Here is a 21,829-nt window from a genome sequence, read left to right as displayed (position 1 = left end):
GATTTCCTGGGGGGCCGACCGGCACATGGAATTTGACGTCCTTTACCTGGCCGACCTGCGCTTTCCCGGCGGGACGTCCACATCGCTCAAATATGATCTTCGCGCCTGCAAGCAAGCCGGGCTGAAAGCCGGTATCATACCGCTGTGTTCCCCCTTTTTTTCCCGAAACCGGACCTTGAACGCATCCGTGCTCGCCGAGATCAGGGCTACCGGCACCGTCATTGTTCCGCAGAACGAAAGACCGCGGTCCAGGGTCGCGCTTTTGTATCACCCGACCTTGCTGGACAAACGGGTGCAATGCCGAACCCGTTTCGATGCGGATGTCTGTTACCTTGTCGTGCACCAGACGATACGAAACCGGGACGGACAACGTGCCTTTCCGGCAGATCACTGGTCGGCGCTCATCTCCGACTGGTATGGACACTCGCTCAAACTCCTGCCGGTGAGCGAGATCGTGCGCGAAGACCTTTTGATGAACGGCCTGTCCCACGCCGTTCACCAGGGTAGCTGGGCCAATCTGATCGATCTGGCCAACTATCCGGAGAAACAATCCCGGGAACCGAAATCCCCTCTGGTCATCGGCCGCCACAGTCGCCCCAGCGCCGACAAATGGCCGTCTCTATCGGTTGCCACGACCTGCTATCCGCAATCCACTGACTTTGCCTTCCACATGATGGGCGTGCCGCAGAGCTTCGTGGACCAGTTCGAGGAGCTGCCATCCAACTGGCAGGTTCTGCCGTTCTCGAAGGGACCGATTTCCGGATTTCTTCAAGGGCTCGACATCTACAGCTATTTCCATTCCAAAGCGCTGATCGAGGCGTTCGGATATTGTGTACTCGAAGCCCTTGCCACCGGACTGCCCTGTGTCGTTCCACGCTATATGGAAACCAGTTTTTCCGATGCCTGCCTTTATGCCGAGCCGGACGAAGCACCATTGGTCTATGACCAGCTTCGTACGGATCCTCAGCTCTATGAAACGACCTCCCGAAAGGCACGTACATTTGTGGAGGAGCGGTTTGGCCTGGACCAGTTCACCGCGAAATTCGAAAAAATCGCCGAACCCTCCGTCGCCGCCCTGCCCGCCCCGAAAACACGCAGCCCCGCCCCTGCCCCGGTCGTCCTTACGATCACTTCCAACGGCGTCGGCCTCGGTCATCTCTCCCGGCAGCTTGCCATCGCCAGGGCGATCGGCCCGCGTGCGAATGTCGTTTTCTTCTCGCTTTCCGAAGCAATCGAAATTGCAAGATCCATGGGATACCTAGCCGAATTCCGGCCTTTCCGGCAGAGACTGGAATTGGATTTCAAAGCCTGGAACAGCTATTTCTTTCAGGAAATGCGCGAGGCGCTCAGCCACTACAAGCCTTGCCTCACACTGTTTGACGGCAACTTGCCGTACGCAGGTTTCGTGGACGCGGTTGAAAGCTACGGCCGCGCCACCAGCGTCTGGATCCGGCGCGGCCTCTGGCGCACGCCCCAGCCCAACAGCATCTCCCGGGAAGGCTTTTTCGACGCAATCATCGAACCCGGGGAACTCTGCGCGCCTCTGGACGAAGGCTATTCACGCCCCAACCCGAACAGCGTCACACGGGTCGATCCGGTTTTGATGACACCAAGAGATCAGCTCTTTGACAGAACCACCGCAAGGCGGGCGCTGAACCTGCCGGACGACGCGATCCTTTGTCTCGTGCAACTTGGCTCGGAAGCAAATTTCGACATGTCCCTTCCCCGGGCACGTCTGCTGGAGTTTCTGGACAGGCACCCGCAGGTGATCGCGGTCGACGTCAGATCCCCGCTTCATTTCGAGGAGCACGCGGATTTCCATGAGCGCCTGGTGATGCGGAAGGTCTATCCGCTCGGGCAGTATCTGAAAGCCTTCGACTTTGCCGTCTGCGCGGCCGGATACAATACCTTTCACGAAAACATTGCAGCCGCGCTGCCGTCAATTTTCATTCCGAACAGCAACCCGATCATGGATGTGCAGGAGGCCCGCGCAGAATATGGCGCGCGCGCAGGGTGGAACCTCACCTCACCTGCCGAGGATCCATACGCAATCGGAGAGCAGCTTGTGCAGATGCTCGATCCCGATTTCCGCCAATCGCTGGCTCGGTCGTGCCTCAGAAAGTCCGGCTGGTGGAACGGTGCGCAGCAGACTGCGCATCTGTTGCAGGCGGTCGCTCAGCTTCCCGCAAATCCTCTGGAGGAGCGTTGAACCGTGTCTTTCAAACGCAGCCTTCGCAAGATCGGACTACGGGTTGCCCTCGGCAGCATCCGGAAACTTGAAACCAACACCAAGCACAGCGCCGCCCTTTTGTCGGAACACCGCAGACAAGGAACAGTCGCGCTTGTCTGGGCGCTCGATGAGGCAGACGATCACCTGTCCAACGCGCTGAAAAGCCAGTTGGAGAAGCTCGCGGAGTTTGAAACGATCGTCGTCGTGTGCCCGCCCAGGTACTTCTCCGCACTTAGAAGCAGAGGCCTCTTTTTCGAAACCCTGCCGATGTCTTCGGATCTTCCCCGTTATGGTGCCTCGGCCAACTGGGACCTCTATCTCGAACGCCGGATAGCCCGCATCCGGGAGAGCTGGTCGCCGGATTTCGAGTTCACCATCGGCACTTCGCCGGAAGGCTATGTTCAATCGCTGCCGAAAGGGGATCAGACATAACCATCCGCTGAAAAGACGGCGGGCTCGGCAAAGGCATAATCGAGCAAGGAGGCTTGATGAAGAGCGTCCCGCATGTGCTCGCCGTTGCCAATCGACCGGAAAGGATCGGCCTCCCGTTCCTGCTTGAAATCCGGGATCAGGCTGAAATCGAAGGCGGACAGTTCGCAGATGCCCTCATACTTCCGCTGCAGGCTGTAAAAGGCGGTCCGGGCCGGTTGGTTGAGATCAGCGCCATAGGAAAGATGGCGAACGTCCAGCCCCGCAGTCAGCGCCTTTTCCGACAGGAACTGAAACCAGTCGTCAGTGGCTCTGGCATCTTCCAGAAACCCTTCCATCGTTATTTCCGGTTTCAGGGACGTCGTATCGACCCACTTCCAGGCCCCGAGCTGCCGCGCCTTTACGAGAGAGACATATCTGGCAAACCTCTGCCTTGTGAGAAAGGTGCAGGAGCAGTCAAACCGGAACAGAATGTCTTCGATCGACCTGCCGGCCAATTGCTTCGGCAGTATCGAATAGCACAGATAGTCATGCCCAAGGCGGTCGCAAACTCTGGCGAGGGCACTCAGCATGAAGACCGGATCGTCCCTGAAAAAGTTGGCCAGCGCTCTCGCCTTGCCCGGGTCGACCTCAATGCCGCTTTCTTCTTCCAGCATTGCGATGAAATCCGGCGTCTGGGCTTCAAGACCATACGGGGACGACGGGTTGAATAGCTCGCCAAGAACGACAGCCTTTTCAAGTCCGTTCCGCATCATGGCCTGGTGCAGATGCGTGCCGCTTCTTCCCGATGAAAGCAGGATGAGATGATGCACCATGGACTTCAGCCTTGCCGAACCTGATCAGGCGTTGCGCCTGAGCACGCTGCCCCGGAAACGTCCCTGTGCCGTGGGGCAGGTTTCAGATCAACCAATTCGACGTCCTGCGCGTTCAGAACCGGGTCTTCGAGGATCAACTGCAACGCTTCATGATCAGAATGGCGAGGGTCCGCAATGTCGACCGAAGGACATTCACCTTCCTCCCGAACTTGCTGATCGCGAACCCGTTGGAACAAAACACCTGTTGCCCCGACCCGGCGCGCAAGACGGACAAAGTCCGGCATCTCTGTGTAGTTTTCTTGCCGGACGACAAACTTCATTTGGAAGGTGTCTATGGCTTTCAGCCTGCGCAAATGGCCGAGAAATGACAGATTGGGCATGAGCTGAACCAACTGCCTGCCTGGCCGCAGTTCATTATAGGTTTCCGGTGTCGCGGCATCGACGGACACATGAACGCTGCCGACATGCCCCCAAAGATCGAGCCGGTTCCAGACAGCTTCCGTCAGCAGCAGGCCATTGGTGTGGAGGTCCAGCGCCTTTCTCGGCTCTATCTCCGTGCAATAGGTCTTCAGAAAGTTCAGGAAATGCCGGCTGGCAAAAGGTTCGCCTTCACGGCCGATGGTTATTCGGTCAGCTTTGGACAGAAAGCGCGCGTACGGTTCGTTGAAGATCCAGTCGAGCCGGTCGGCATCGTATTTTTTCAGTTGAACCGGTTTTGTCCCTCGCGAAGAACAGGCCGTGTTGCTGCTGAGGTCGTGACCGAGGCTGGCGCACGCTGGAGGCTTGTCCAGCCGGGTCCTGCCAGTCTTGATGATCTCCCGATAGTAGGCCACCGCAGGAGACGGGTCTTTTTCCGACAGGATCTCCTCGCGCGCTGGAAGATCACCCCCAGTGATACGCGGGCATTCAAGATGGGAGCAATGCGAGAAGTCACCCGCAAGGATCGATCGCCGTATTTCCTGGGCCTTGGGCGAGTTCCAGGCGGTTTCAGGATCGTCAGACAGACTGCCGATTGCAGCCGGTTGCCAGGCTGCGGGACAGAAGTGAACGTCCTGGTTCGGCTGGGTTTCGATCCGCTCGAACGGATTGGAACAGAAGCGCTGGCTCAGCCAGGTGTCGTCAGGCCTATCCATGCAGTTTGCCCTGAAAGGTCTTGATCGCGTTCCCGCGTGCGAATGGCGGATTCGTTGACGTGTCAGACAGCATCCGCCTTCTCAACCTCCTTGAAGGCGGCGGCAACCCGGTCCTTGTCTATCCCCTTGAACGCAAGATACCTGTCAGAAAGCTGAAGCTTCTCCACCTTCTGCAACCGCTGCCGGTCGTCTCCGGCATAGTCGTGACGCATCACTGCGCCGGGCTGATACAGGAACTGCTTCGCATCCGTCTCGCCCAGCATCCGGCAACAAAGATCCATGCCTTCGTGCCCCGCCAGAAGCGGATCAAATCCGCCGTATGTTTCGAAGGCTGACGCCTGCCAGGCGGAAAACCCCTCCGTTGTCGGCGGTGCCGGTTTCAGACTGTCACCGAGATTGTAGTGGTTGCCCGTCAATCCGGCACCGGACTTCGGCGCAATGCGTCCGCGCACGGCCATGGCCCCGCGCTCGATACAGGTGCCGGCAAGCAGATCAAGATCTGCAACGCCCGTCGATGCATCATCGTCCAGAAACAGAAGGCAGCTCCCCCGCGCCACGTAGGCACCGACGTTTCGCGCCGCCGAACAGCCGATATTCTCCGGCAAGCCGAATAGCCGCGCCTTGTCGGCATACGGGCCGGATGCCCCCTCAGTGGCTCCGGGCCCATTGCCGACGAAAATCAATTCAACGTCCGGACGGCGGATGAAATCTTCGATACCCCGGCCAACCTCGCAGACCTCAAGGCCGCTCCGATGGGAAACGACAATCACCGAAACCTTCGTGCCATATATGTTTTGAAGGTTTTCTGTCAGGACGAAGCGATGAATATTCGCGTAGATCTCCTGCAGGCAGGCGGAAACGGCATGCTGCGCCTTTGCAAATTCGCCGTTCTCGAAATGCCCTGTTGCCTGCGTGTAGGAAGCCAAACTCACGTTCCCGTTCATGCCCGATCATGAAGCCCGTCGAGTGTGTACACATCCGTTCATCGTTGCAGCACGTGGCTGACTTGATCGACGATGTGGCCCCCGTGGGGCTCCCTCAGGCCGTCCGATTAAAGCTAAGCGCCTAATATGGCCTCGTCCAGCATCGCGGGGCATCTTTCGTTCCCGTCAGCCATTTCTAACGGGATCGACAAGACCGCATAAACCCATGCCTGCCTCCTTGGAACCTTGCCCTGAGTTTCGCAGCAAAAGTGTGGTCCTGTTGGCGCTCACCGAAGGAGCCGGTGTAGTCGGCAGTGATATTGAGGTTGTCAGTCACACCGAAATTCAGCCCCGCATCGACAAGCGCCACATCCCGGTCCAGCGCCGCTCCAGTGATCGAGAACGGCGAACTGCCGGTCCTCCCCAATGCCGCAACAGCGCCAGGCAGACGCCGGTGTTTGAGCAAATTCGGGACCGCACATCAGCAGAAGAGGACCAGCTTTCTTTGGCCGGCAAATGCGAGTGGGAGAAAAGAAAAATGGTGGGCCCGGAGGGCCTAGCCAAACTGAAGAAAATCAATAGCTTAGCGAAGGGTGGGACAAAACACCTACCTGAAGGAATTCAATGGTTTACAAAAGCCATTGTCCCACCGCTTTGCCGCGCTGCCTTACCCCAAATTGCTGCTCAGGCGGGTCTCTGGAGGCACGCATGACCGAGCGCCGTCCATTCCGGGAAGTGAAGCTTCAGTGGCTGCGTCTGCTGAGCTGTGATGCCAATATCAACGACAATGCGAAGTGCGTTGCATTCTATATCGTGACCGCACATGTGAACGGCCACACCGAGAAGGCGTGGCCGTCCTACAAGACCATTGCCGAAGCAACCGGCAAGAGTGTCAAATCCATCCAACGCGCCATCCGGGATCTCGAAGTCGGTGGATGGCTCAGCGTTCAACGCGGGAATGGCGTCGGGCACAACACGGAGTATTGCCCTACCGACGCCTCGATCCTAAAGGCCTCTGAGCTTCGAGAAAAGACGGACAAATCTGTCCCCCTTGCCTCATCTGAAAGCGGACAGATCTGTCCCGAAAGACGGTCAGAAGTGTCCGGCGAAGGCGGTCAAATCTGTCCACCAAACTTAGAGAAAGAAAAAAATAAAAAACCTAACACGCGTGAGGCGCACGCGAAGGCCGCTTCCCGCCGCTCCATTCCCGTCGTCATCCTGCCGACGATCCAGACTCAGCAGGTCGATGAATGGAACGCCTGGCTAGCCGAAAAGACCCTGCCCGACCTGGCGCGGTTCAATCTCACAACCAGCGTCAACGGCTCGTCCGGATACCAGCTTCCAGGACGATGGCCACCGGAAGATGGCTCGGACAAAGAGCAGGACTGCCTGTCCTATTTCTTGAACAGACTGCCAGCAATCGCGCACCAAACGGCCTCGCAAGCAGCCTACAGGCAAGCAGCATGACTGCGGCGGATCTGACAAGAGCAAGGCGACCCGTGTCATACGACACAGGACCTTGCGAGGGGCGGCAGGCCTCCCCTTCGAACCCCTCCGGACCGCAAACGGCCCGCCTCGCCGAGACGATTGTTATGCGCTGTACGACGGAGGAAAAGAGAAATCTCAAGCGTCGCGCCGCCGCGGACAAATTCTCCGTCTCGGATCTGTTGCGCGAGTTCGAAACGTTATTCGACCAGTCCATCAGCGCACTGAAGATTTTCAGTGTGTTGCTGGTTGAACTTCAGTACGCTGGAGACTTTCAGTGGACCAGTGGACGAGCGATGCAGTGCCTATCTCAAAATCGGCAACGTTTTCCCACGAGATCGCTGAAGGCTAGACGTTTCTTCGAAACGGATCGTTTGCTTTACGATAAAAATTTTGAACCGTTGCGACTTTTGTGAATGACCGGAATGGGGCCGGAACCGTACTGACAGGTTTTGTGCGCGAAAGTTTCCAAGCAGACTTTCCCGGTAAACTGTGAGGATGTAGCTTTCGGCCCAAACTCGCATGCTGCGCCCCCGTGCCCCCTCATCAGGCCAAGACGAGTTCTTGTTGGCCGTTCCCTGAGTCATGCTCAAAAACACGATTCAGGCCGGCCTTGGGCATTGATGCGCGATACGTTTGAAGAAGCGGCTCCAAAACCAGTTCTACTGCGTCGCGACCTATTTCTCTCATCGTAGCGATCGGCAATTTGCCGAAGCGCAGGGCCAGACGTGCACCAAGGTCGAAAGCCTCGACCTGGGCTACGCCTTCACCCAGAGCTTCAAGAATCGGGAAAAAAAGCGCTGCTTGGAGCCGATTGACGACAATATCCTCAACGCTCGAATGAACGGGCTGCACGTGGTCTTCGATATTCCAGCTGCCCTCGGTAGAGCCTACTTTTTGCAGGGGTTGAGCTGGCTCATAGAACGGGCCGAGTGCCGCCAGGTTTTCGACAGCGTTCAGACTTATTCTTGGTTTGACGATGTTCATCACAGCGAAGGGGCCGAGTGCGAGGTCAAAGGCCCGCTGCGCTATGTCATCTATCTGCCCGGTTGTCGCGACACCCTCGACCAGTAATCGAGCGGCTTCGTTGGTATAGGGACAGAAAAAGCGGTTGATCGCAAAACCGGTTGAATCCGAGCAGAGAATTTGAGTTTTGCCTGTCCTTTTCAAGAACTCTTGCGCAGCGCTGAGGACCTCGGGCTTAGTCTGGTCACCGGAAATCAATTCGACTAGAGGATTATGCTCCGCCGGACTGAAATAGTGCAGCCCCAGAAATCTTGATGGGTCGGGAAGCGCATCGGCAAGGTCAGCAAGCCGCAGTGTGCTGGTGTTCGTGGCAACCATGGACCTGGGAGGCAACTCCCCTGCGAGCTGCGAGAATATTTTCCGCTTCAGGCTCAGATCTTCAAAAACCGCTTCGATGATCAGGTCGCTCCGAGCAACATCGGAGAGAGCCCTCGTCAGTGAAAGGCATGATCTAGCATCACGTGCCTCATCAGCAGTCATCTTTTCCTTGTCGACCAATCTGGAAAAATGCCTGTCCATTCTGATCGACAGCGCGCGCAGATTTTCCTCGCTCAAATCGACGACGGTCGTCCTGAGGCCTGCCATCAAGCAGGTAATCGCGATACCACCGCCCATGGTGCCGGCACCGACGATTGCAATCGTTTCTATTTTCATATGAGTATCTCCCGAATTTCCTGATCACGCTGTAAAAACGAGCGCTCGATAGAAAAATGATGACTAGAGATCCGCTTGCAGAACAATTTTCCCGAAATGCTGGCCAGACTCGATGTAGGTGTGCGCATCAGACGCCCTATCCAATGAAAAGATCTTGTTCACGACCGGGCGAATTTTCCCGGATTGAAAGAGTGGCCACACCACGTCCGTGAGACCGGCAGCAATTTCGGCTTTGACGGAAAGAGGCTGGGGGCGCAGCAAGGAGCCTGTCAGCGTCAGGTTTTTCACCAGCACCGGCATCATGTCGACTTCGACCTTGCTGCCCTTCAGATAGTACAGATTGACGAGCCGACCCTTCTGGCCAAGGCACTCCATGTTCCTTTGGATATAGTCTCCACCGACCATGTCGAGAACCAGGTCGACACCGCGGCCTTCCGTCTCCCCTCTGATGACCGCGACAAAGTCCTCTTCCAGATAGTTGATGGCCCTTTTCGCACCGAGACCGGCACAGAACTCGCAAGCCGGACCGTCCGCAGCTGTCGTATAGACGTCGAGACCCAGGCTCGAGGCGAGCTGTATTGCCGCACTTCCGATCCCGCCGCTGCCGCCGTGCACCAGCAGGCTCCGGGCGCTCAGCAGGTTGCCCTGCATTGCGAGGTTGAACCAGAGCGTGAAATAGACCTCGGGCAATGTCGCAGCCTCGGTCATCGAGACGTTTTCCGGCAGAGGCAGACATTGCTCCACGGGTGCGAGGCAATACTCGGCGTACCCGCCTCCCGGCGTGAGTGCACATACCGCATCGCCTGCGTTGAAACCGTCAACACCTTCGCCGATTTCATGGACATAGCCCGCGACTTCGAGCCCAGGAAGATCGCTTGCACCGGGCGGCACGTTGTAGCGTCCCTGGCGCTGCAAGACATCGGGGTAGTTCACACCGGAAGCCATCACCTTGATAACCACCTGACCCGGACCGGGAACTGGCCGTTCCCTGAAAGCCGTTGTCAGAACCGAAGGCGCTCCCGGAGTTTTGATCTCGACACATTTCATGAGGTCTTGCGATGTAATGGTCATGTTTGTTTCCGATTTTAATGTTGAAGATTTTCTACCGTCGCCGGGAGATGGAGGCGACGGCGCGTTCAAGCCCGGATTGCAAGGCGCAAGAGACCGGCCGGAAAACCGCGTCAGAAGCGGTTCCGCACAGAACCTCAGTGAGAAATGGTTTTCCCGCGACCTGCGCCGCGTTACTCCAGCCGGGAAACTTTCAGTCTAGCGAGCATTCTCGACAATGAGGGATATGCCTTGGCCGCCGCCGATGCACATCGTAGCGAGCCCGTATCTGCCGCCAATACGTTTCAGTTCGTAAAGCAGCTTGACCAGGATGATCGCGCCCGACGCTCCGACCGGATGACCCAGAGCGATCGCCCCACCGTTCGGATTGACTTTTTCCGATGCCAATCCGAGTTCCGATGAAACAGCGCATGCCTGGGCAGCAAAGGCTTCGTTGGATTCGATCACATCCAGATCGCCGACCGTCAATCCCGCCCGTTTCAGGGCCTGCTTTGTCGCGGAGATCGGTCCGAGCCCCATGAAAGCCGGATCCACTCCTCCAAGTCCGTAGGCCACGATCCTGGCCATCGGCTGGGCATTCCTGGATTGAGCGGCATCTTCATTCATCAAAACAAGTGCGGCCGCACCGTCATTGATCCCGCTCGCGTTGCCAGCCGTCACCGTGCCGTCCGGCTTGAAAGCCGGGCGAAGGCGAGCGAGGTCCTCCATGGTAACGTTTTCGCGAACGTGCTCGTCAACTTCGAAGGTCTTCTCGGTCCGTCCGGATCTCACCGTCATAGGGAGGATCTGTTCCTTGAACCGGCCTTCGGAAATCGCTGCAGCGGCCTTGTGATGAGAGTCTCTTGCGAACGTGTCCTGCGAGATCCGGTCAATACCGAGTTTTTTGGCAATGTTTTCTGCGGTTACACCCATGTGGCCGTTTCCAAACGGGTCGGTCAGCGCTCCGATCATCATGTCCGTGGCGACGACATCACCCATCTTCTGGCCCGCCCTCGACTGCGTCAGAAGATGCCCCACCCGGCTCATGTTCTCCGCCCCGCCTGCGAGCGCGACTTCGGCATTACCGAGTAGGATCTGTTCTGTTGCGGAAACGACGGCCTGAAGCCCGGAGCCGCAGAGCCGATTGAGAGTAAGGGCCGGGGAGCTGTCAGGTACGCCCGCGTTCATTGCAACGACCCGGCTCAGGTACATGTCTTGAGGCTGCGTATGGATGACGTTTCCGAACACTGTTTGCTCGACTTCCGACGCGGCAATACCTGCACGCCTAATCGCTTCAGATGCCACGGCGGCACCGAGATCGGTGGGAGACATCCCGGAAAGCGAACCTGAGAAGGTTCCGATGGCGGTTCTTACGCCAGAGACGATTACTGCGTTGTTAGCCATTACCAGTACCTGTTTGAGTTAGCCCGCCGAACCTGAAGCGTCAGCCCCCGTTGGGTCGGTGTGTGTAAGATCAGAAATCTGATCAATTGGAAGACAGGCCGACAGAACGATGTTCTGAACAGTCCTGACATATTCGTCGACCGTGACACCGCGCCGTCTGTATTTTGCCCGTTTCACGTACCAGTCCTGCAGAAGCGGCTTGATCAATGTCGGCAAAAGAGGCGTAACACCGGTTCGGAACCTTCCTTCGGCCTTCGCACGCTCAGTCACATCGGCGAAGAACTTTTCCGTCAATTCCTCGCTATCAACGGCCATCTCGCGCTCTTTTGCCGGAAAGTTCTTGGCCTCCATGAAGGCAAAACTGAACCAGGGAAGCATGTCATCGGTCAGCCGGATATGAGCTTCGATAAGCCATTTCAGATGTTCGATCGGATCTGCGGTCACTTCTGCCGGCGGATTTCCAAGAACCGTTTGAACGGAGCTCGTAACCTCGGTCAGAACCATGTTCAGTAGCGTCGTCTTGCTATCGAAATAGGCATAGAGACCACCCATCGAGACGCCAGCTTCTTTCGACAGATCTCGCAGGGACATTGCCTGAAAGCCTTTGCGGTTCGAAAGTTTGAGAGCCGCCAAAATGATGAGCTTGAGTTTCTTGAGTGCAACATCCGGCTTTTGAACGGAAATGACGTCGGCATTCCTCTCAAGCATCGACCGGCAAAGATCATCAGGTGAGCGTCTACTTGTAACTGGCACGATGCCTCCAGCATGAATTCGTTGGCGTTAATGCGATTGCGCACACCAAAAATCGCATAAAACGAGCGTTCGATCCAAATCTATATATCGAGCGAGCGCTCGATTGACAAGTTGGAATTCGAAAGATAGAAAATGAACGAGCGCTCGATAGGAGAATAGGGCACTTGAACACGGAATTGGGAAAACGAGAGACCTGGCCCGGGCTGGCAGGCAAGAAAGCGCTGGTGACCGGCGCCTCTTCTGGACTAGGGGCTCATTTCGCCGCTTTGCTGGCCGCTCAAGGCGTTCAGGTTGTGGTGGCTGCACGTCGCCTGGACCGCCTGGAAAGCTTATGTGCCGACCTCACGGAGAAAGGCGCGTCGATCACGCCGCTCGAGATGGACGTCGCCTCGTCAACGTCCGTCACGCAGGCAATGTCGGGACAAATATTCGATTTGGTCGTCAACAATGCCGGGGTCTCGAATTCCGCCCCGGCTCTTGACCATGACCCAGACACGCTCGATCGCGTCATAGACACCAACCTGAAAGGCGTCTTTCACGTTGCCCGGACCGCCGCCGCCGAAATGAAAGCCAACGGCCGGAGTGGCGTCATCGTGAACGTCGCTTCCATCCTCGGCTCGCGGGTTGCCGGCAATGTTGCTGCATATGCTGCCTCAAAAGGTGCGGTCATTCAGCTCACACGCGCATTGGCACTTGAATTGGCGCGACACGGAATTCGCGTCAATTCGCTGAGCCCCGGCTACATCGAAACGGACCTGAACAGTGACTTCTTTGCCTCTGAGCCAGGACAGGCACTGGTCAGGCGTATTCCGCAGCGTCGCCTCGGCCGCCCCGGAGACCTCGACGGACCGCTTCTTCTTCTTTTGTCCGATTACGGCCGCTTCATGACTGGCGCCGACATCGTCGTCGACGGCGGACATCTCGTTTCTTCTTTGTAGGTGAGGTCAAATGGACTTTCGAATTTCAGCTCGCGTCGCAGACTATCGTTCGCGAATTGCGCGGTTCGTGGAGCAGGAAATATTTCCGGTAGAACTCGACCGGAACGCATGGGATTGCCATGGCAACATCGGCCATACCGCTCTTTTCACCTTGCAGGAAAAAGCCCGAGCCGAGGGACTTTGGTGCCTGCAGCTGCAAAAGGAAACCGGGGGCCAAGGCCTGGACAAGGTCGGGATGGCGGTTTGCTACGAAGAAATGAACCGGTCGATCTTCGGTCCTGTCGTTTTCAACTCCGCTGCACCGGACGACGGAAACATGATGGTCCTGGAGCAAGCCGGGACAGACGCGCAAAAGGAACGTTGGCTGAAGCCGATTGTCGAAGGCAAGGTGCGCTCTTCCTTCGCCATGACGGAACCGCATCCTGGCGCAGGTTCAGATCCCAAGATGATGTTGACGACAGCGGAAAAGCGTGGAGACACCTATGTCCTGCGAGGCAGGAAATGGTTCATTACCGGCGCAGAAAATGCTTCTCATTTCATTACGATCGCACGCACATCTGACGACCCGCGGCATGGTCTGACCGCCTTTCTTCACCATCGCGACGAGCCCGGCTGGCGGATAGAACGCCGAATTCCGATCATGGGCCCGGAGGAACACGGTGGACACTGCGAAATCGTCTACGAAGACATGGTTCTCCCCGCGGATCGTGTGCTTCTTGGCGAAGGCAAGGGCCTGAAAATCACGCAGATGCGCCTCGGCCCTGCAAGGCTCACGCATTGCATGCGCTGGCTGGGTCTTGCGAAGCGATGCACCGAAATCGCCCGGACATACGCCTGTGAACGGGAAGGCTTTGGAATTCGGCTGGCGAACCGGGAGAGCACCCAGATCAAATTGGGGGATCTTGCCATGGGTATCGAGATCGGTCGTTTGCTTGTCATGAAGGCCGCATGGACGCTCGATCAGGGTGACTTTGCAAAAAAAGAAGTCTCCATGGCGAAAATTCACGTCGCCAACCTCCTTCACAAGGCCGCCGACACCGCAATCCAGATCAATGGAGCACGCGGCTATTCCACGGACACGGTCCTTGAATGGATTTACCGCTACGCGCGCCAAGCAAGGCTCGTCGATGGTGCGGATGAAGTCCACCAGATGGTTCTCAATCGCTTGCAGGCTGAAAGCGGCCCGTCGTTCTGGTCGTGGCCGATGAGCGAAGACTGAGGACATTTTCGGGAGGGACAAAATGTTTGGCGAACCGTATCTCGCAGCTTGTTCTGCGAACTTTGTGCCGCTGACACCATTGAGTTTTTTGAGGCGAGCCCTCGAAATTCACAGCGACCAACCGGCGCTCGTCTGGAGGGACTTGCGCTGGAACTATCGAGACTTCGGAAACCTGGTGTTCCGGATGGCTTCCTGGTTGAAGAAGCAGGGTGTGCGGCCGGGCGATGTCGTCTCGGTGATCTTGAACAATCGTCCCGAAATGCTGGCAGCGCACTTCGCCGTGCCGGGGATTGGCGCGGTTCTGAATACTGTCAACACCCGCCTCAACGCTGCCGAGATTTCCTACATTCTCGAACATGCGGGCAGCCGTCTCATGATCGCAGACGGGACGACTGTCGGACAGCTCTCGGACAGTTCCATACCTGTATTCCGTTTATGCGATGCCCCTGGCGACGGAACCGGGCTGGACTTCTTCTACGGTCAATTCGATGAGCAGGATACGCGGCTCGAGGTTGGCGAAGAAACAGGGCCGATTTCGCTCAACTACACTTCAGGCACGACGGGCAACCCGAAGGGGGTCGTTTATACCCACCGCGGCGCTTACCTGAATGCGCTGGGAAATGTGATAGCGGCAGGATTTACCAGCCAGACGCGGTACCTTTGGACACTTCCGATGTTCCATTGCAATGGCTGGACGCACACATGGGCCGTCACGGCCGCGGGAGGCGTACACGTTTGCCTCGACAAGGTTGACCCTCAACTCATCGTCGACACGATCGCGTGTGAACAGGTTACTGACATGAGTTGTGCTCCGGTCGTCCTGTACATGCTGCTGGATCACATGAAAGAACCGGCTCCGGGACGCGTGAGAGTGGGAACTGGAGGTGCCGCGCCGACCCCTACCCTGCTTTCCGGATTGGAAAAACTCGGGTTTAACCTCGTTCATCTGTATGGCCTCACCGAGACATACGGTCCGGTCACGATGAACGATCCGATATTTGATCCGGATCTCGCCCTGGCCGAAAGATCCAAAATCCTGGCGCGTCAGGGTTTTCGCCACGAGACGACTGGTCAGGTCCGCGTTGTCGACGAGCTTGGCACCGACGTTCCCTGTGACGGGGTCACCATTGGCGAAGTGGCTGTGCGCGGCAACACATTGATGGCGGGATATTTCCGCGATCCGGACGCGACCGAAGCTGTGCTCAAGGACGGTTATTTCCGAACCGGTGATCTCGCGGTTGTCCATCCGGACCGCGCCCTCGAGATACAGGACCGAGCGAAGGACATCATCATTTCGGGTGGTGAGAACTTCTCCAGTCTCGAAGTCGAAACCATCCTGCACCAGCACCCGGACATATTGATTGCCGCAGTCGTTGCCGCCCCCGATCCCAAGTGGGGTGAGACCGCATGGGCATTTGTTGAAGCAAAGAACGGACGAACGCCGGATCCCAAATCGCTCGAGGAGTTTTGCCGTTCCCGTCTCGCCGGCTTCAAGCGGCCAAGAAAGTTCGTGTTCGGGACACTGCCCAAAACGGCGACCGGGAAAATCCAGAAATTTGCCCTGCGTGACAGGGTCAAGGAGATGGCAAGTGAATAACGGTCTGAATCTGAATGCCCTCGAAAACTGGCTTGCGGAAAAAATACCAGGCGAAGGCGTTCTCCACGTCGAGCAGATTTCGGGTGGTCAGTCGAACCCGACCTACAGTCTGCAATGGGGCTCCCGAAGGCTCGTTCTGAGGATAAAACCGGCTGGACCGGTCCTTCCCGGTGCGCATGCGGTGGAACGGGAATTCCGCGTGATGAAAGCGCTCGGGAATACCGGCGTGCCGGTTCCAAATGCGCTCTGGCTCGAAGACGATCCCGGCGTCCTGGGCAGGCCTTTCTACGTCATGGACTGGGTAGACGGTCGCGTGTTTTCCGATTGCACCCTTCCGGGGGTAAGCCGCGAACATCGCCGTGAAATGTATCTCGACACCGCCAGAACCCTCGCCCGTCTTCATGCTGTCAGACCGGCCGAGATCGGTCTGGAGGACTTTGGGCGGCCTGGCAACTATTTCCGCCGGCAGATATCGCGATGGTCACGACAGTATGACGAAACGACCGGCCCTCGCATTCCGGCTCTGGACAGTCTCTCAAGACTGGTCAGCGAGACCTGTCCCGAAGACGACGGACTGATTTCCATCAGTCACGGTGATTTCAGGATCGGGAACATGATGTTCCATCCGACTGAACCCAAAGTGATAGCAATTCTCGATTGGGAACTTTCCACGCTCGGACATCCTCTTGCCGACCTCGGCTTTTGCGTCATGCCCTGGAACACCTCGCCGGACGAGTACGGCGGCATCCTTGGAACAAGCTGGTCAGAAATTGGCATTCCCTCCGTTGAGGAGTTCGTTGCCGAGTATCAGGCAAATGCTAAATCCGTATCGGAACTCGCTCCGTTTCATATGGCATTTGCCCTCTTCCGGTTCGCTGCCATCTTTGTCGGGATCGCCGACCGAGCAAGAGCTGGCAATGCTGCCGCCGCTGAAGCCGAGCACCTCGGGCCGCTCGCGGAAAGATTTGCTGAGCGGGCGCTGACCATCCTCGAACACAACAACGAGGAGGTTCAGTGATGTTCAAGAAGCTTTTTCAATTGATCGAAGACCTGAACATTGCGATCGGCAAGTGCGTCAGTTTTCTGATCTGGGCGGGGATAGCGGTCCTTTGTTTCGAGGTTGTCGCGCGCTATGGCTTCAGTCAGCCGACGACCTGGGCACACGGCTACACCCAGCGCATTTTCGGCTCTTACTTCGTTCTCGTTGGCGCTTACACCCTGATCAAACGTGAACACGTTCGGGTAGACATCCTACTGCTACCGGGCAGGGTTCGCTGGAACGCATTCCTGGATCTGATCAACCTCGCCTTCCTGCTTCTGTGGGGGGCGGTGCTCACCTACGAAGGCTGGAATTTCTTCTACGATTCCTGGGCCTTCAACGAACTGGACGACAGTGTTCTGGGACACCCGATGTGGCCCCCGAAACTCGCTCTGTTCGCCGGCAGCTTCCTGATCACAGTCCAGGCCGTCATTGAGGCCGTGAAAGCAGCCCTGAGACTTATTGCTCCTCACATCGTCACGGAAAGTACCACGAACAATGTCGCCTGAATTCTTGACCCTGGGGATGTTCGGAATGGTGCTGATCGCCATTCTTAGCGGCGTCTCACTTTCGTTCGCCATGGGTGGAACCGCGGTTGTCTTCGGCTACCTGATCTATGGCTCGAACGGCATGTATTCGGTTGTTTCGGCAACCTTCGGAGGGATGTGGTCGATCCTGCTCTCTTCGATCCCACTGTTTACGTTCATCGGGGTCGCTCTGGCGAAATCCAGAATTGCCGGTGACCTCTACCACGCCTTTTATCTGTGGTCGGGACGAATGCCTGGCGGGCTGCTCCTGGGGACGTCGGGCTTTGCCGCAACGCTATCGGCGATGACCGGGAGCTGCGCCGCATCGACCATCACGACCGGAATGGTCGGTATCCCCGCCATGGACAAGAGAGGATACAACCGGGAATTCGTGCTGGGCACGATTGGAGCGTCCGGAACCCTCGGTATCCTCATCCCACCTTCGATCACACTCATTCTTATCGGGATGCAGACGGGTCAATCGATCGGCCGGCTTTTCCTGGGGGGCATGGTCTCGGGCCTGTTCCTGCTCAGCGTCTTCATAGTTTACGTCTCCATTCGAAGCTTACTTTCCCCATCTCTCGCACCGACCATCGAAACCAGGGCTCCGCTGCAAGAACGCCTGGCGTCGCTCAAGTCGGTGATCCTGCCGTTGTTCATTATCCTTGCCGTGCTTGTTTCGATTTTTGCAGGGATTGCCACGCCCACGGAAGCGGCCGCCATTGGGGCCGCGGCGGTTACGCTTGCTGTTGCCGTGCGCGGGGAACTCACCTGGAGCTATGTCAAGGACGTCAGCTACACCACCGCCTCGGTGACCGGGATGGTCATCTGGATCGTTTTCGGAGCGTCTGCTTTCACCTCGATCTACGGCAGCGGTGGTGGCATTTCGTTCATGCAGAACATGCTCAGCTCAATGGGAACCGCGCCCTGGGTCACGATATTGCTCATGCAGGTGGTGACACTTGTTCTGGGCATGTTTCTGGATCCGGTCGGGATCATTCTTCTCGTGCTGCCGATATTTTTTCCGATCGTCGTGCAACTGGGATACGACCCGATCTGGTTTTGCGTTCTTTTTCAGCTCAACCTTTGCATTGGCTATATTTCCCCACCCTTCGGTTACAACCTTTTCTACTTGAAAACACTCAGCCCCAACACGCCAATACTAAAAATATATACCGCCGTGTTCCCCTTTCTGTTGCTGATGCTTTTCACCGGAGCAGCGTTCTTCGTGTTTCCCGAACTGATCACCAGTGTGACCGGCGCTGGCTGATCGGACGTTTCCAGCCGTGTCAAAGAGGAGGAGAAAAAAATGGCAGACCATCAAGTGAATTCGACGCGCCGTGGTTTTTTGACGGCGTCCGCAGGCGCCGTCGCCGCGACGGCCCTGGCGGCCCCGCCAGCAATCGCGCAAAGCAATGTTACATGGCAAATGCAGACGCACTGGCCGACGGGAAACTGGTATTACGAGGAGGTTTTCGTCAAATTCTGCAACCGGATTACCGAGGCAACGAACGGTGAGCTGACCATCAAGCCCGTCCCGAATGATGGCCTTGTTCGTACCGGGGAAGTCCTTGATGGCGTGCGCCGCGGTTTGCTGGAAAGTGCCTTCATCTATCCGGCCTACTGGATTGGAAGGATCCCGGTCGCGGGACATCTGAACGGGTTCATCGGCACCTGGGACAAGCACGAGGAAATGGCCGCATTCATGTACGAAATGGGTGCGCTCGACATCATCCGCGAAGCTTATGCCGAGCAAGGCGTCTATCAGGCTGGACCAGTTTCCTATGCCGGATTGACCCTGTACTCCAACCGCCCCTTGAGAACGACAGCGGACTTTGCCGGATGGAAGGTCCGTTCTACTGGCCCGGCAGCTCTTGTCTTCTCCAAAATGGGCGCAACGCCGGTCTCAATACCAGGTGCTGAGCTGTATCAGGGCCTGCAAACCGGTGTCGTCGATGGAGCACATTGGGGGTCGACCTCGACCGGATGGGGAATGAACCTGCAAGAGGTAAACAAGTACATCGTGAGACCGGACCTGCTTGGTCATCTCAATGGCGAAGTTCTCGTCAGCCTCGAGCGCTGGAACTCTATTGGTACCGATCTTCAGGCGACCTTCAACGAGATCGTTCGGGCAACATCCGCCGATGCAAGCGCACACTTCCTTTACAGGGATATGCTGTACACAAAGGAATTTATTGAGGAGATGAATGGGGAGCTGTCTCAGCTCGATGAGGAGGCCCTGATGAATCTACACAAATATTCCCTTGAGGTGGTCGACGAGTATTCGGAAAAGGATCCGAAGTACTGTGGCCGCGTCGGAGAGATGTTGCACGAGTTTCAAAAACTTCGCGGCATCGTGTAATCCCAACAATCAGGCCAGAAGAGGAAGATTCTCTTCTGGCCTGCTAGGTTTGTTGGGGGCTACATCCCACCATATTTCAACTTTTCACATATTCTGGCGCAACGTATCTCTGCGTCCACCGGAACTCACTGGTTTTGCTCTTTGCCGGAAGCATTGTTGCGGCAAGCTATTTGCCAGTTCCACTCTTCTAGTCCATTAATTTCTCCATACTGACAGGTGTTTTCACCTGGATGGATGACAACACTCGTTTGGCATTCGAGGCACAATCAATGCCGTCCGGCCGAACTTCAATTTGCGCAATCACTTCGACAAGTTGTGCCTTGCTTTCGTTCAACCGACTTTGAAGAACTTCGATCTCCTCGATCTTGCGGCGCAGAGTTTCCAAAAGTTTGTCATGCTGCCAGTCCGCAAGATCCTGAGGGAGAAGCGTAGTCAGCTCTTCCAAACTAAAACCTGCGTTCTGAGCTGACACAATCAGATTAAGTAAAGTGACCGTCTCAGGTGGATAGACGCGGTAGCCGTTGGGAAGTCGCTCGACAGATTTGAGCAAACCGACCCGTTCATAAAACCTGATCCGTGATGACGTGAGGCCGGTTCTTTCTGCCAGTTCACCAATTTTCATTTTTCTAGCCTCACACGAATATGTTGAGCGCGCGTTTGCATCAGTTACGCGGCCTAGAAAGCCGGGAGATGTGCTCTCCCAAGTAGGAATTGAGCCATTTGGATCAGCGATTATGAGCCCGGGGTCTCAACGGAAAATCTACGCCAAAAAAAACCCTTGACCTTAAACTTAACTCAAAGGTTAGGGTTGCGCAAATTTTATCGTTGGAGACCAACAAATGAACCTCTTCACTCAATTGTCGCTCCCCTCCGGAGCCGTCATACCGAACCGCATCGCCAAGGCAGCCATGGAAGAAAACATGGCGGACCAGAACCATGCCCCGTCCGAAGATCTACTTCGCCTCTACAAGACGTGGGCTGAAGGTGAAGCCGGTTTGATCATTACAGGCAACGTGATGATCGATGCACGTGCCATGACCGGACCGGGCGGGGTCGTTCTAGAAGACGATCGGTATCTGGATCGGTTCGAAGCATGGTCCAAGGCAGCACGTTCACGCGGGGCTCAGGTATGGATGCAGATCAATCATCCCGGCCGCCAGATGCCGGCGGGACTTGGTCAGGAAACACTGGCGCCTTCTGCCGTCGCGATCGACCTGGGAACTCAGTCAAAAAGATTTTCGGTTCCTCGTGAAATGACTGCTGCCGACATTGCTGACGTGGAGCAACGTTTCGTCAACGCTGCTCTGCTGGCGGAGCGCGCCGGTTTTACGGGCGTGGAAATCCATGCAGCGCACGGTTACCTGCTCAGCCAGTTCCTTTCGCCGATCACCAATCGGCGGCAAGACCAATGGGGAGGCAGTCTCGAAAACCGCTCAAGACTGCTGATTGACATTGTGCGTTCCATGCGTGCTGTGGTCGCGCCTGAATTTGCTGTGGCCGTCAAACTCAATTCCGCCGATTTCCAGCGTGGTGGTTTCTCCCCGGCAGATGCGCAGACGGTCGTCAAAATGCTGGGCGCACTTAAAGTTGATCTGGTTGAGCTGTCCGGCGGCAGCTACGAAGCCCCGGCCATGATGGGGTCTTCCAGGGACGAACGAACGCTTGCCCGGGAAGCGTACTTCCTCGAGTTTGCAAGGGAAATCGCTACTGTTGCCCCGATGCCCCTCATGGTGACTGGGGGTATCCGCCGCCGGGAAGTTGCCGAAGAGGTGTTGAACAGCGGTGTCGATATGGTGGGCATTGCCACGGCTCTGGCCATTACACCTCAGTTGCCGCGTGACTGGCGGCTCGGAAAACCAAGCGCTCCGCGTCTGAAGCCAATCAACTGGAAAAACAAGCCTGTTGCCGCAATCGCACACATGGCTGCCGTCAAATATCAGCTATCCAGGCTTGCCAATAGGAGACCGACAGTGCCTAGGATTTCTCCGCTTTGGGCGTTGCTCGTCTCTCAGTTCGACGCAAAGCGACGTGCCCGGCAGTACCGGAACTGGATGAGGCTCCGCGCGTCGCATGCCTGACCAAGGTGAGCCCTGAACGACCCTCCAAGGCGCTCGAAAACTACACTTGACCTTGAAGTTGGGTTTAAGCTTACGCTTTCAAGCCTTGCTGCCGACCAAAAGTCAGAAAACGTGCCTGCCATGCACACCTGCCAAGAAGGCCAAATTTGAATGCAATCACAGAAGTCGGA

21 protein-coding genes are annotated in these 21,829 nt (G+C 56.7%); 13 read left to right on the top strand and 8 right to left on the bottom strand.

Annotation, left to right across the window (positions count from 1 at the left end; translation table 11 throughout):
* The first annotated feature begins 25 nt into the window (after nucleotides 1-25).
* Together FIU93_RS14070 and FIU93_RS14065 are read left to right on the top strand one after the other, a co-directional pair.
* Nucleotides 26-2,209 carry a glycosyltransferase gene (locus FIU93_RS14070; RefSeq protein ID WP_152505930.1) on the top strand — a complete coding sequence of 728 codons (2,184 nt, stop codon included), beginning with the start codon at nucleotides 26-28 and terminating at the stop codon, nucleotides 2,207-2,209.
* A gap of 3 nt (nucleotides 2,210-2,212) precedes the next feature.
* Nucleotides 2,213-2,662 (top strand): hypothetical protein, encoded by a 450-nt coding sequence (locus FIU93_RS14065; protein WP_152505929.1) that lies wholly within the window; start codon nucleotides 2,213-2,215, stop codon nucleotides 2,660-2,662.
* On the opposite strand, the gene FIU93_RS14060 is transcribed toward FIU93_RS14065, so the two are convergent.
* The 3 genes from FIU93_RS14060 to FIU93_RS14050 all read right to left on the bottom strand — a co-directional run bounded on the left by FIU93_RS14060 (nucleotide 2,653) and on the right by FIU93_RS14050 (nucleotide 5,533).
* The gene (locus FIU93_RS14060) at nucleotides 2,653-3,474 is read right to left on the bottom strand and encodes a hypothetical protein (RefSeq protein WP_152505928.1); all 822 of its coding nucleotides are present in this window, start codon (nucleotides 3,472-3,474) and stop codon (nucleotides 2,653-2,655) included. The genes FIU93_RS14065 and FIU93_RS14060 overlap by 10 nt on opposite strands.
* 5 nt (nucleotides 3,475-3,479) lie before the next feature.
* Nucleotides 3,480-4,607, bottom strand: coding sequence for a hypothetical protein (locus FIU93_RS14055; protein WP_152505927.1), 1,128 nt, complete (start codon nucleotides 4,605-4,607; stop codon nucleotides 3,480-3,482).
* Between the two features lie 62 nt (nucleotides 4,608-4,669).
* On the bottom strand, nucleotides 4,670-5,533 hold the full coding sequence (locus FIU93_RS14050; protein ID WP_173017326.1) for a glycosyltransferase: 864 nt from the start codon (nucleotides 5,531-5,533) through the stop codon (nucleotides 4,670-4,672).
* 277 nt (nucleotides 5,534-5,810) lie between these two features.
* On the opposite strand from FIU93_RS14050, the gene FIU93_RS31420 reads away from it, so the two are divergent.
* From FIU93_RS31420 to FIU93_RS31580, 3 genes are read left to right on the top strand one after another with little or no spacing between them, the layout of a single operon-like run.
* The gene (locus FIU93_RS31420) at nucleotides 5,811-6,242 is read left to right on the top strand and encodes a hypothetical protein (RefSeq protein ID WP_173017325.1); all 432 of its coding nucleotides are present in this window, start codon (nucleotides 5,811-5,813) and stop codon (nucleotides 6,240-6,242) included.
* Nucleotides 6,239-6,997 (top strand): helix-turn-helix domain-containing protein, encoded by a 759-nt coding sequence (locus tag FIU93_RS14040; RefSeq protein ID WP_152505924.1) that lies wholly within the window; start codon nucleotides 6,239-6,241, stop codon nucleotides 6,995-6,997. Before FIU93_RS31420 ends, FIU93_RS14040 begins: the two co-directional genes overlap by 4 nt.
* A complete protein-coding gene (locus FIU93_RS31580; protein ID WP_209010127.1) occupies nucleotides 6,994-7,431 on the top strand; it encodes a hypothetical protein in 438 nt (145 codons plus the stop codon). Before FIU93_RS14040 ends, FIU93_RS31580 begins: the two co-directional genes overlap by 4 nt.
* A gap of 130 nt (nucleotides 7,432-7,561) precedes the next feature.
* Here the strand turns inward: FIU93_RS31580 and FIU93_RS14030 are convergent, their stop codons facing one another.
* From FIU93_RS14030 to FIU93_RS14015, 4 genes are all read right to left on the bottom strand, one after another.
* Entirely contained in the window at nucleotides 7,562-8,695 is a 1,134-nt protein-coding gene (locus tag FIU93_RS14030) for a 3-hydroxyacyl-CoA dehydrogenase (protein ID WP_152505923.1), read from the bottom strand.
* Nucleotides 8,696-8,758: 63 nt separating this feature from the next.
* Nucleotides 8,759-9,766, bottom strand: coding sequence for an NAD(P)H-quinone oxidoreductase (locus tag FIU93_RS14025; RefSeq protein ID WP_152505922.1), 1,008 nt, complete (start codon nucleotides 9,764-9,766; stop codon nucleotides 8,759-8,761).
* A 195-nt stretch (nucleotides 9,767-9,961) separates the two neighbouring features.
* Nucleotides 9,962-11,146, bottom strand: a complete 1,185-nt coding sequence (gene bktB, locus FIU93_RS14020; RefSeq protein WP_152505921.1) for a beta-ketothiolase BktB — start codon at nucleotides 11,144-11,146, stop codon at nucleotides 9,962-9,964.
* An 18-nt stretch (nucleotides 11,147-11,164) separates the two neighbouring features.
* Nucleotides 11,165-11,899 (bottom strand): TetR/AcrR family transcriptional regulator, encoded by a 735-nt coding sequence (locus FIU93_RS14015; protein ID WP_286202433.1) that lies wholly within the window; start codon nucleotides 11,897-11,899, stop codon nucleotides 11,165-11,167.
* Between the two features lie 164 nt (nucleotides 11,900-12,063).
* Between FIU93_RS14015 and FIU93_RS14010 the strand changes: the two genes are divergently transcribed.
* From FIU93_RS14010 to FIU93_RS13980, 7 genes are read left to right on the top strand one after another with little or no spacing between them, the layout of a single operon-like run.
* On the top strand, nucleotides 12,064-12,837 hold the full coding sequence (locus tag FIU93_RS14010; RefSeq protein WP_286202432.1) for an SDR family oxidoreductase: 774 nt from the start codon (nucleotides 12,064-12,066) through the stop codon (nucleotides 12,835-12,837).
* 10 nt (nucleotides 12,838-12,847) lie between these two features.
* Nucleotides 12,848-14,056 (top strand): acyl-CoA dehydrogenase family protein, encoded by a 1,209-nt coding sequence (locus tag FIU93_RS14005; RefSeq protein ID WP_152505920.1) that lies wholly within the window; start codon nucleotides 12,848-12,850, stop codon nucleotides 14,054-14,056.
* A gap of 22 nt (nucleotides 14,057-14,078) precedes the next feature.
* The gene (locus FIU93_RS14000) at nucleotides 14,079-15,653 is read left to right on the top strand and encodes an AMP-binding protein (RefSeq protein WP_152505919.1); all 1,575 of its coding nucleotides are present in this window, start codon (nucleotides 14,079-14,081) and stop codon (nucleotides 15,651-15,653) included.
* Nucleotides 15,646-16,671, top strand: a complete 1,026-nt coding sequence (locus FIU93_RS13995) for a phosphotransferase family protein (RefSeq protein WP_152505918.1) — start codon at nucleotides 15,646-15,648, stop codon at nucleotides 16,669-16,671. Before FIU93_RS14000 ends, FIU93_RS13995 begins: the two co-directional genes overlap by 8 nt.
* Nucleotides 16,671-17,201: a TRAP transporter small permease subunit gene (locus tag FIU93_RS13990; protein WP_209010364.1), complete on the top strand. Its 531-nt coding sequence runs from the start codon at nucleotides 16,671-16,673 to the stop codon at nucleotides 17,199-17,201. The genes FIU93_RS13995 and FIU93_RS13990 overlap by 1 nt, the downstream gene beginning before the upstream one ends.
* Complete coding sequence (locus FIU93_RS13985) at nucleotides 17,191-18,489, top strand: TRAP transporter large permease subunit (protein WP_152505917.1); 1,299 nt, start codon at nucleotides 17,191-17,193, stop codon at nucleotides 18,487-18,489. The genes FIU93_RS13990 and FIU93_RS13985 overlap by 11 nt, the downstream gene beginning before the upstream one ends.
* Nucleotides 18,490-18,528: 39 nt before the next feature.
* Nucleotides 18,529-19,581, top strand: a complete 1,053-nt coding sequence (locus tag FIU93_RS13980) for a TRAP transporter substrate-binding protein (protein ID WP_152505916.1) — start codon at nucleotides 18,529-18,531, stop codon at nucleotides 19,579-19,581.
* Nucleotides 19,582-19,768: 187 nt separating this feature from the next.
* Here the strand turns inward: FIU93_RS13980 and FIU93_RS13975 are convergent, their stop codons facing one another.
* Nucleotides 19,769-20,203, bottom strand: coding sequence for a MerR family transcriptional regulator (locus tag FIU93_RS13975; RefSeq protein ID WP_152505915.1), 435 nt, complete (start codon nucleotides 20,201-20,203; stop codon nucleotides 19,769-19,771).
* Nucleotides 20,204-20,420: 217 nt separating this feature from the next.
* Here FIU93_RS13975 and FIU93_RS13970 point away from each other — a divergent pair, with 217 nt between their 5' ends.
* Nucleotides 20,421-21,659, top strand: a complete 1,239-nt coding sequence (locus tag FIU93_RS13970) for an NADH:flavin oxidoreductase/NADH oxidase family protein (protein WP_152505914.1) — start codon at nucleotides 20,421-20,423, stop codon at nucleotides 21,657-21,659.
* The last annotated feature ends 170 nt before the right edge of the window (nucleotides 21,660-21,829 follow it).

This window comes from Labrenzia sp. THAF35, assembly GCF_009363595.1.
Classification (GTDB): Bacteria; Pseudomonadota; Alphaproteobacteria; order Rhizobiales; family Stappiaceae; genus Roseibium; species Roseibium algicola.
This window is presented reverse-complemented; position numbering and strand designations above follow the sequence as displayed.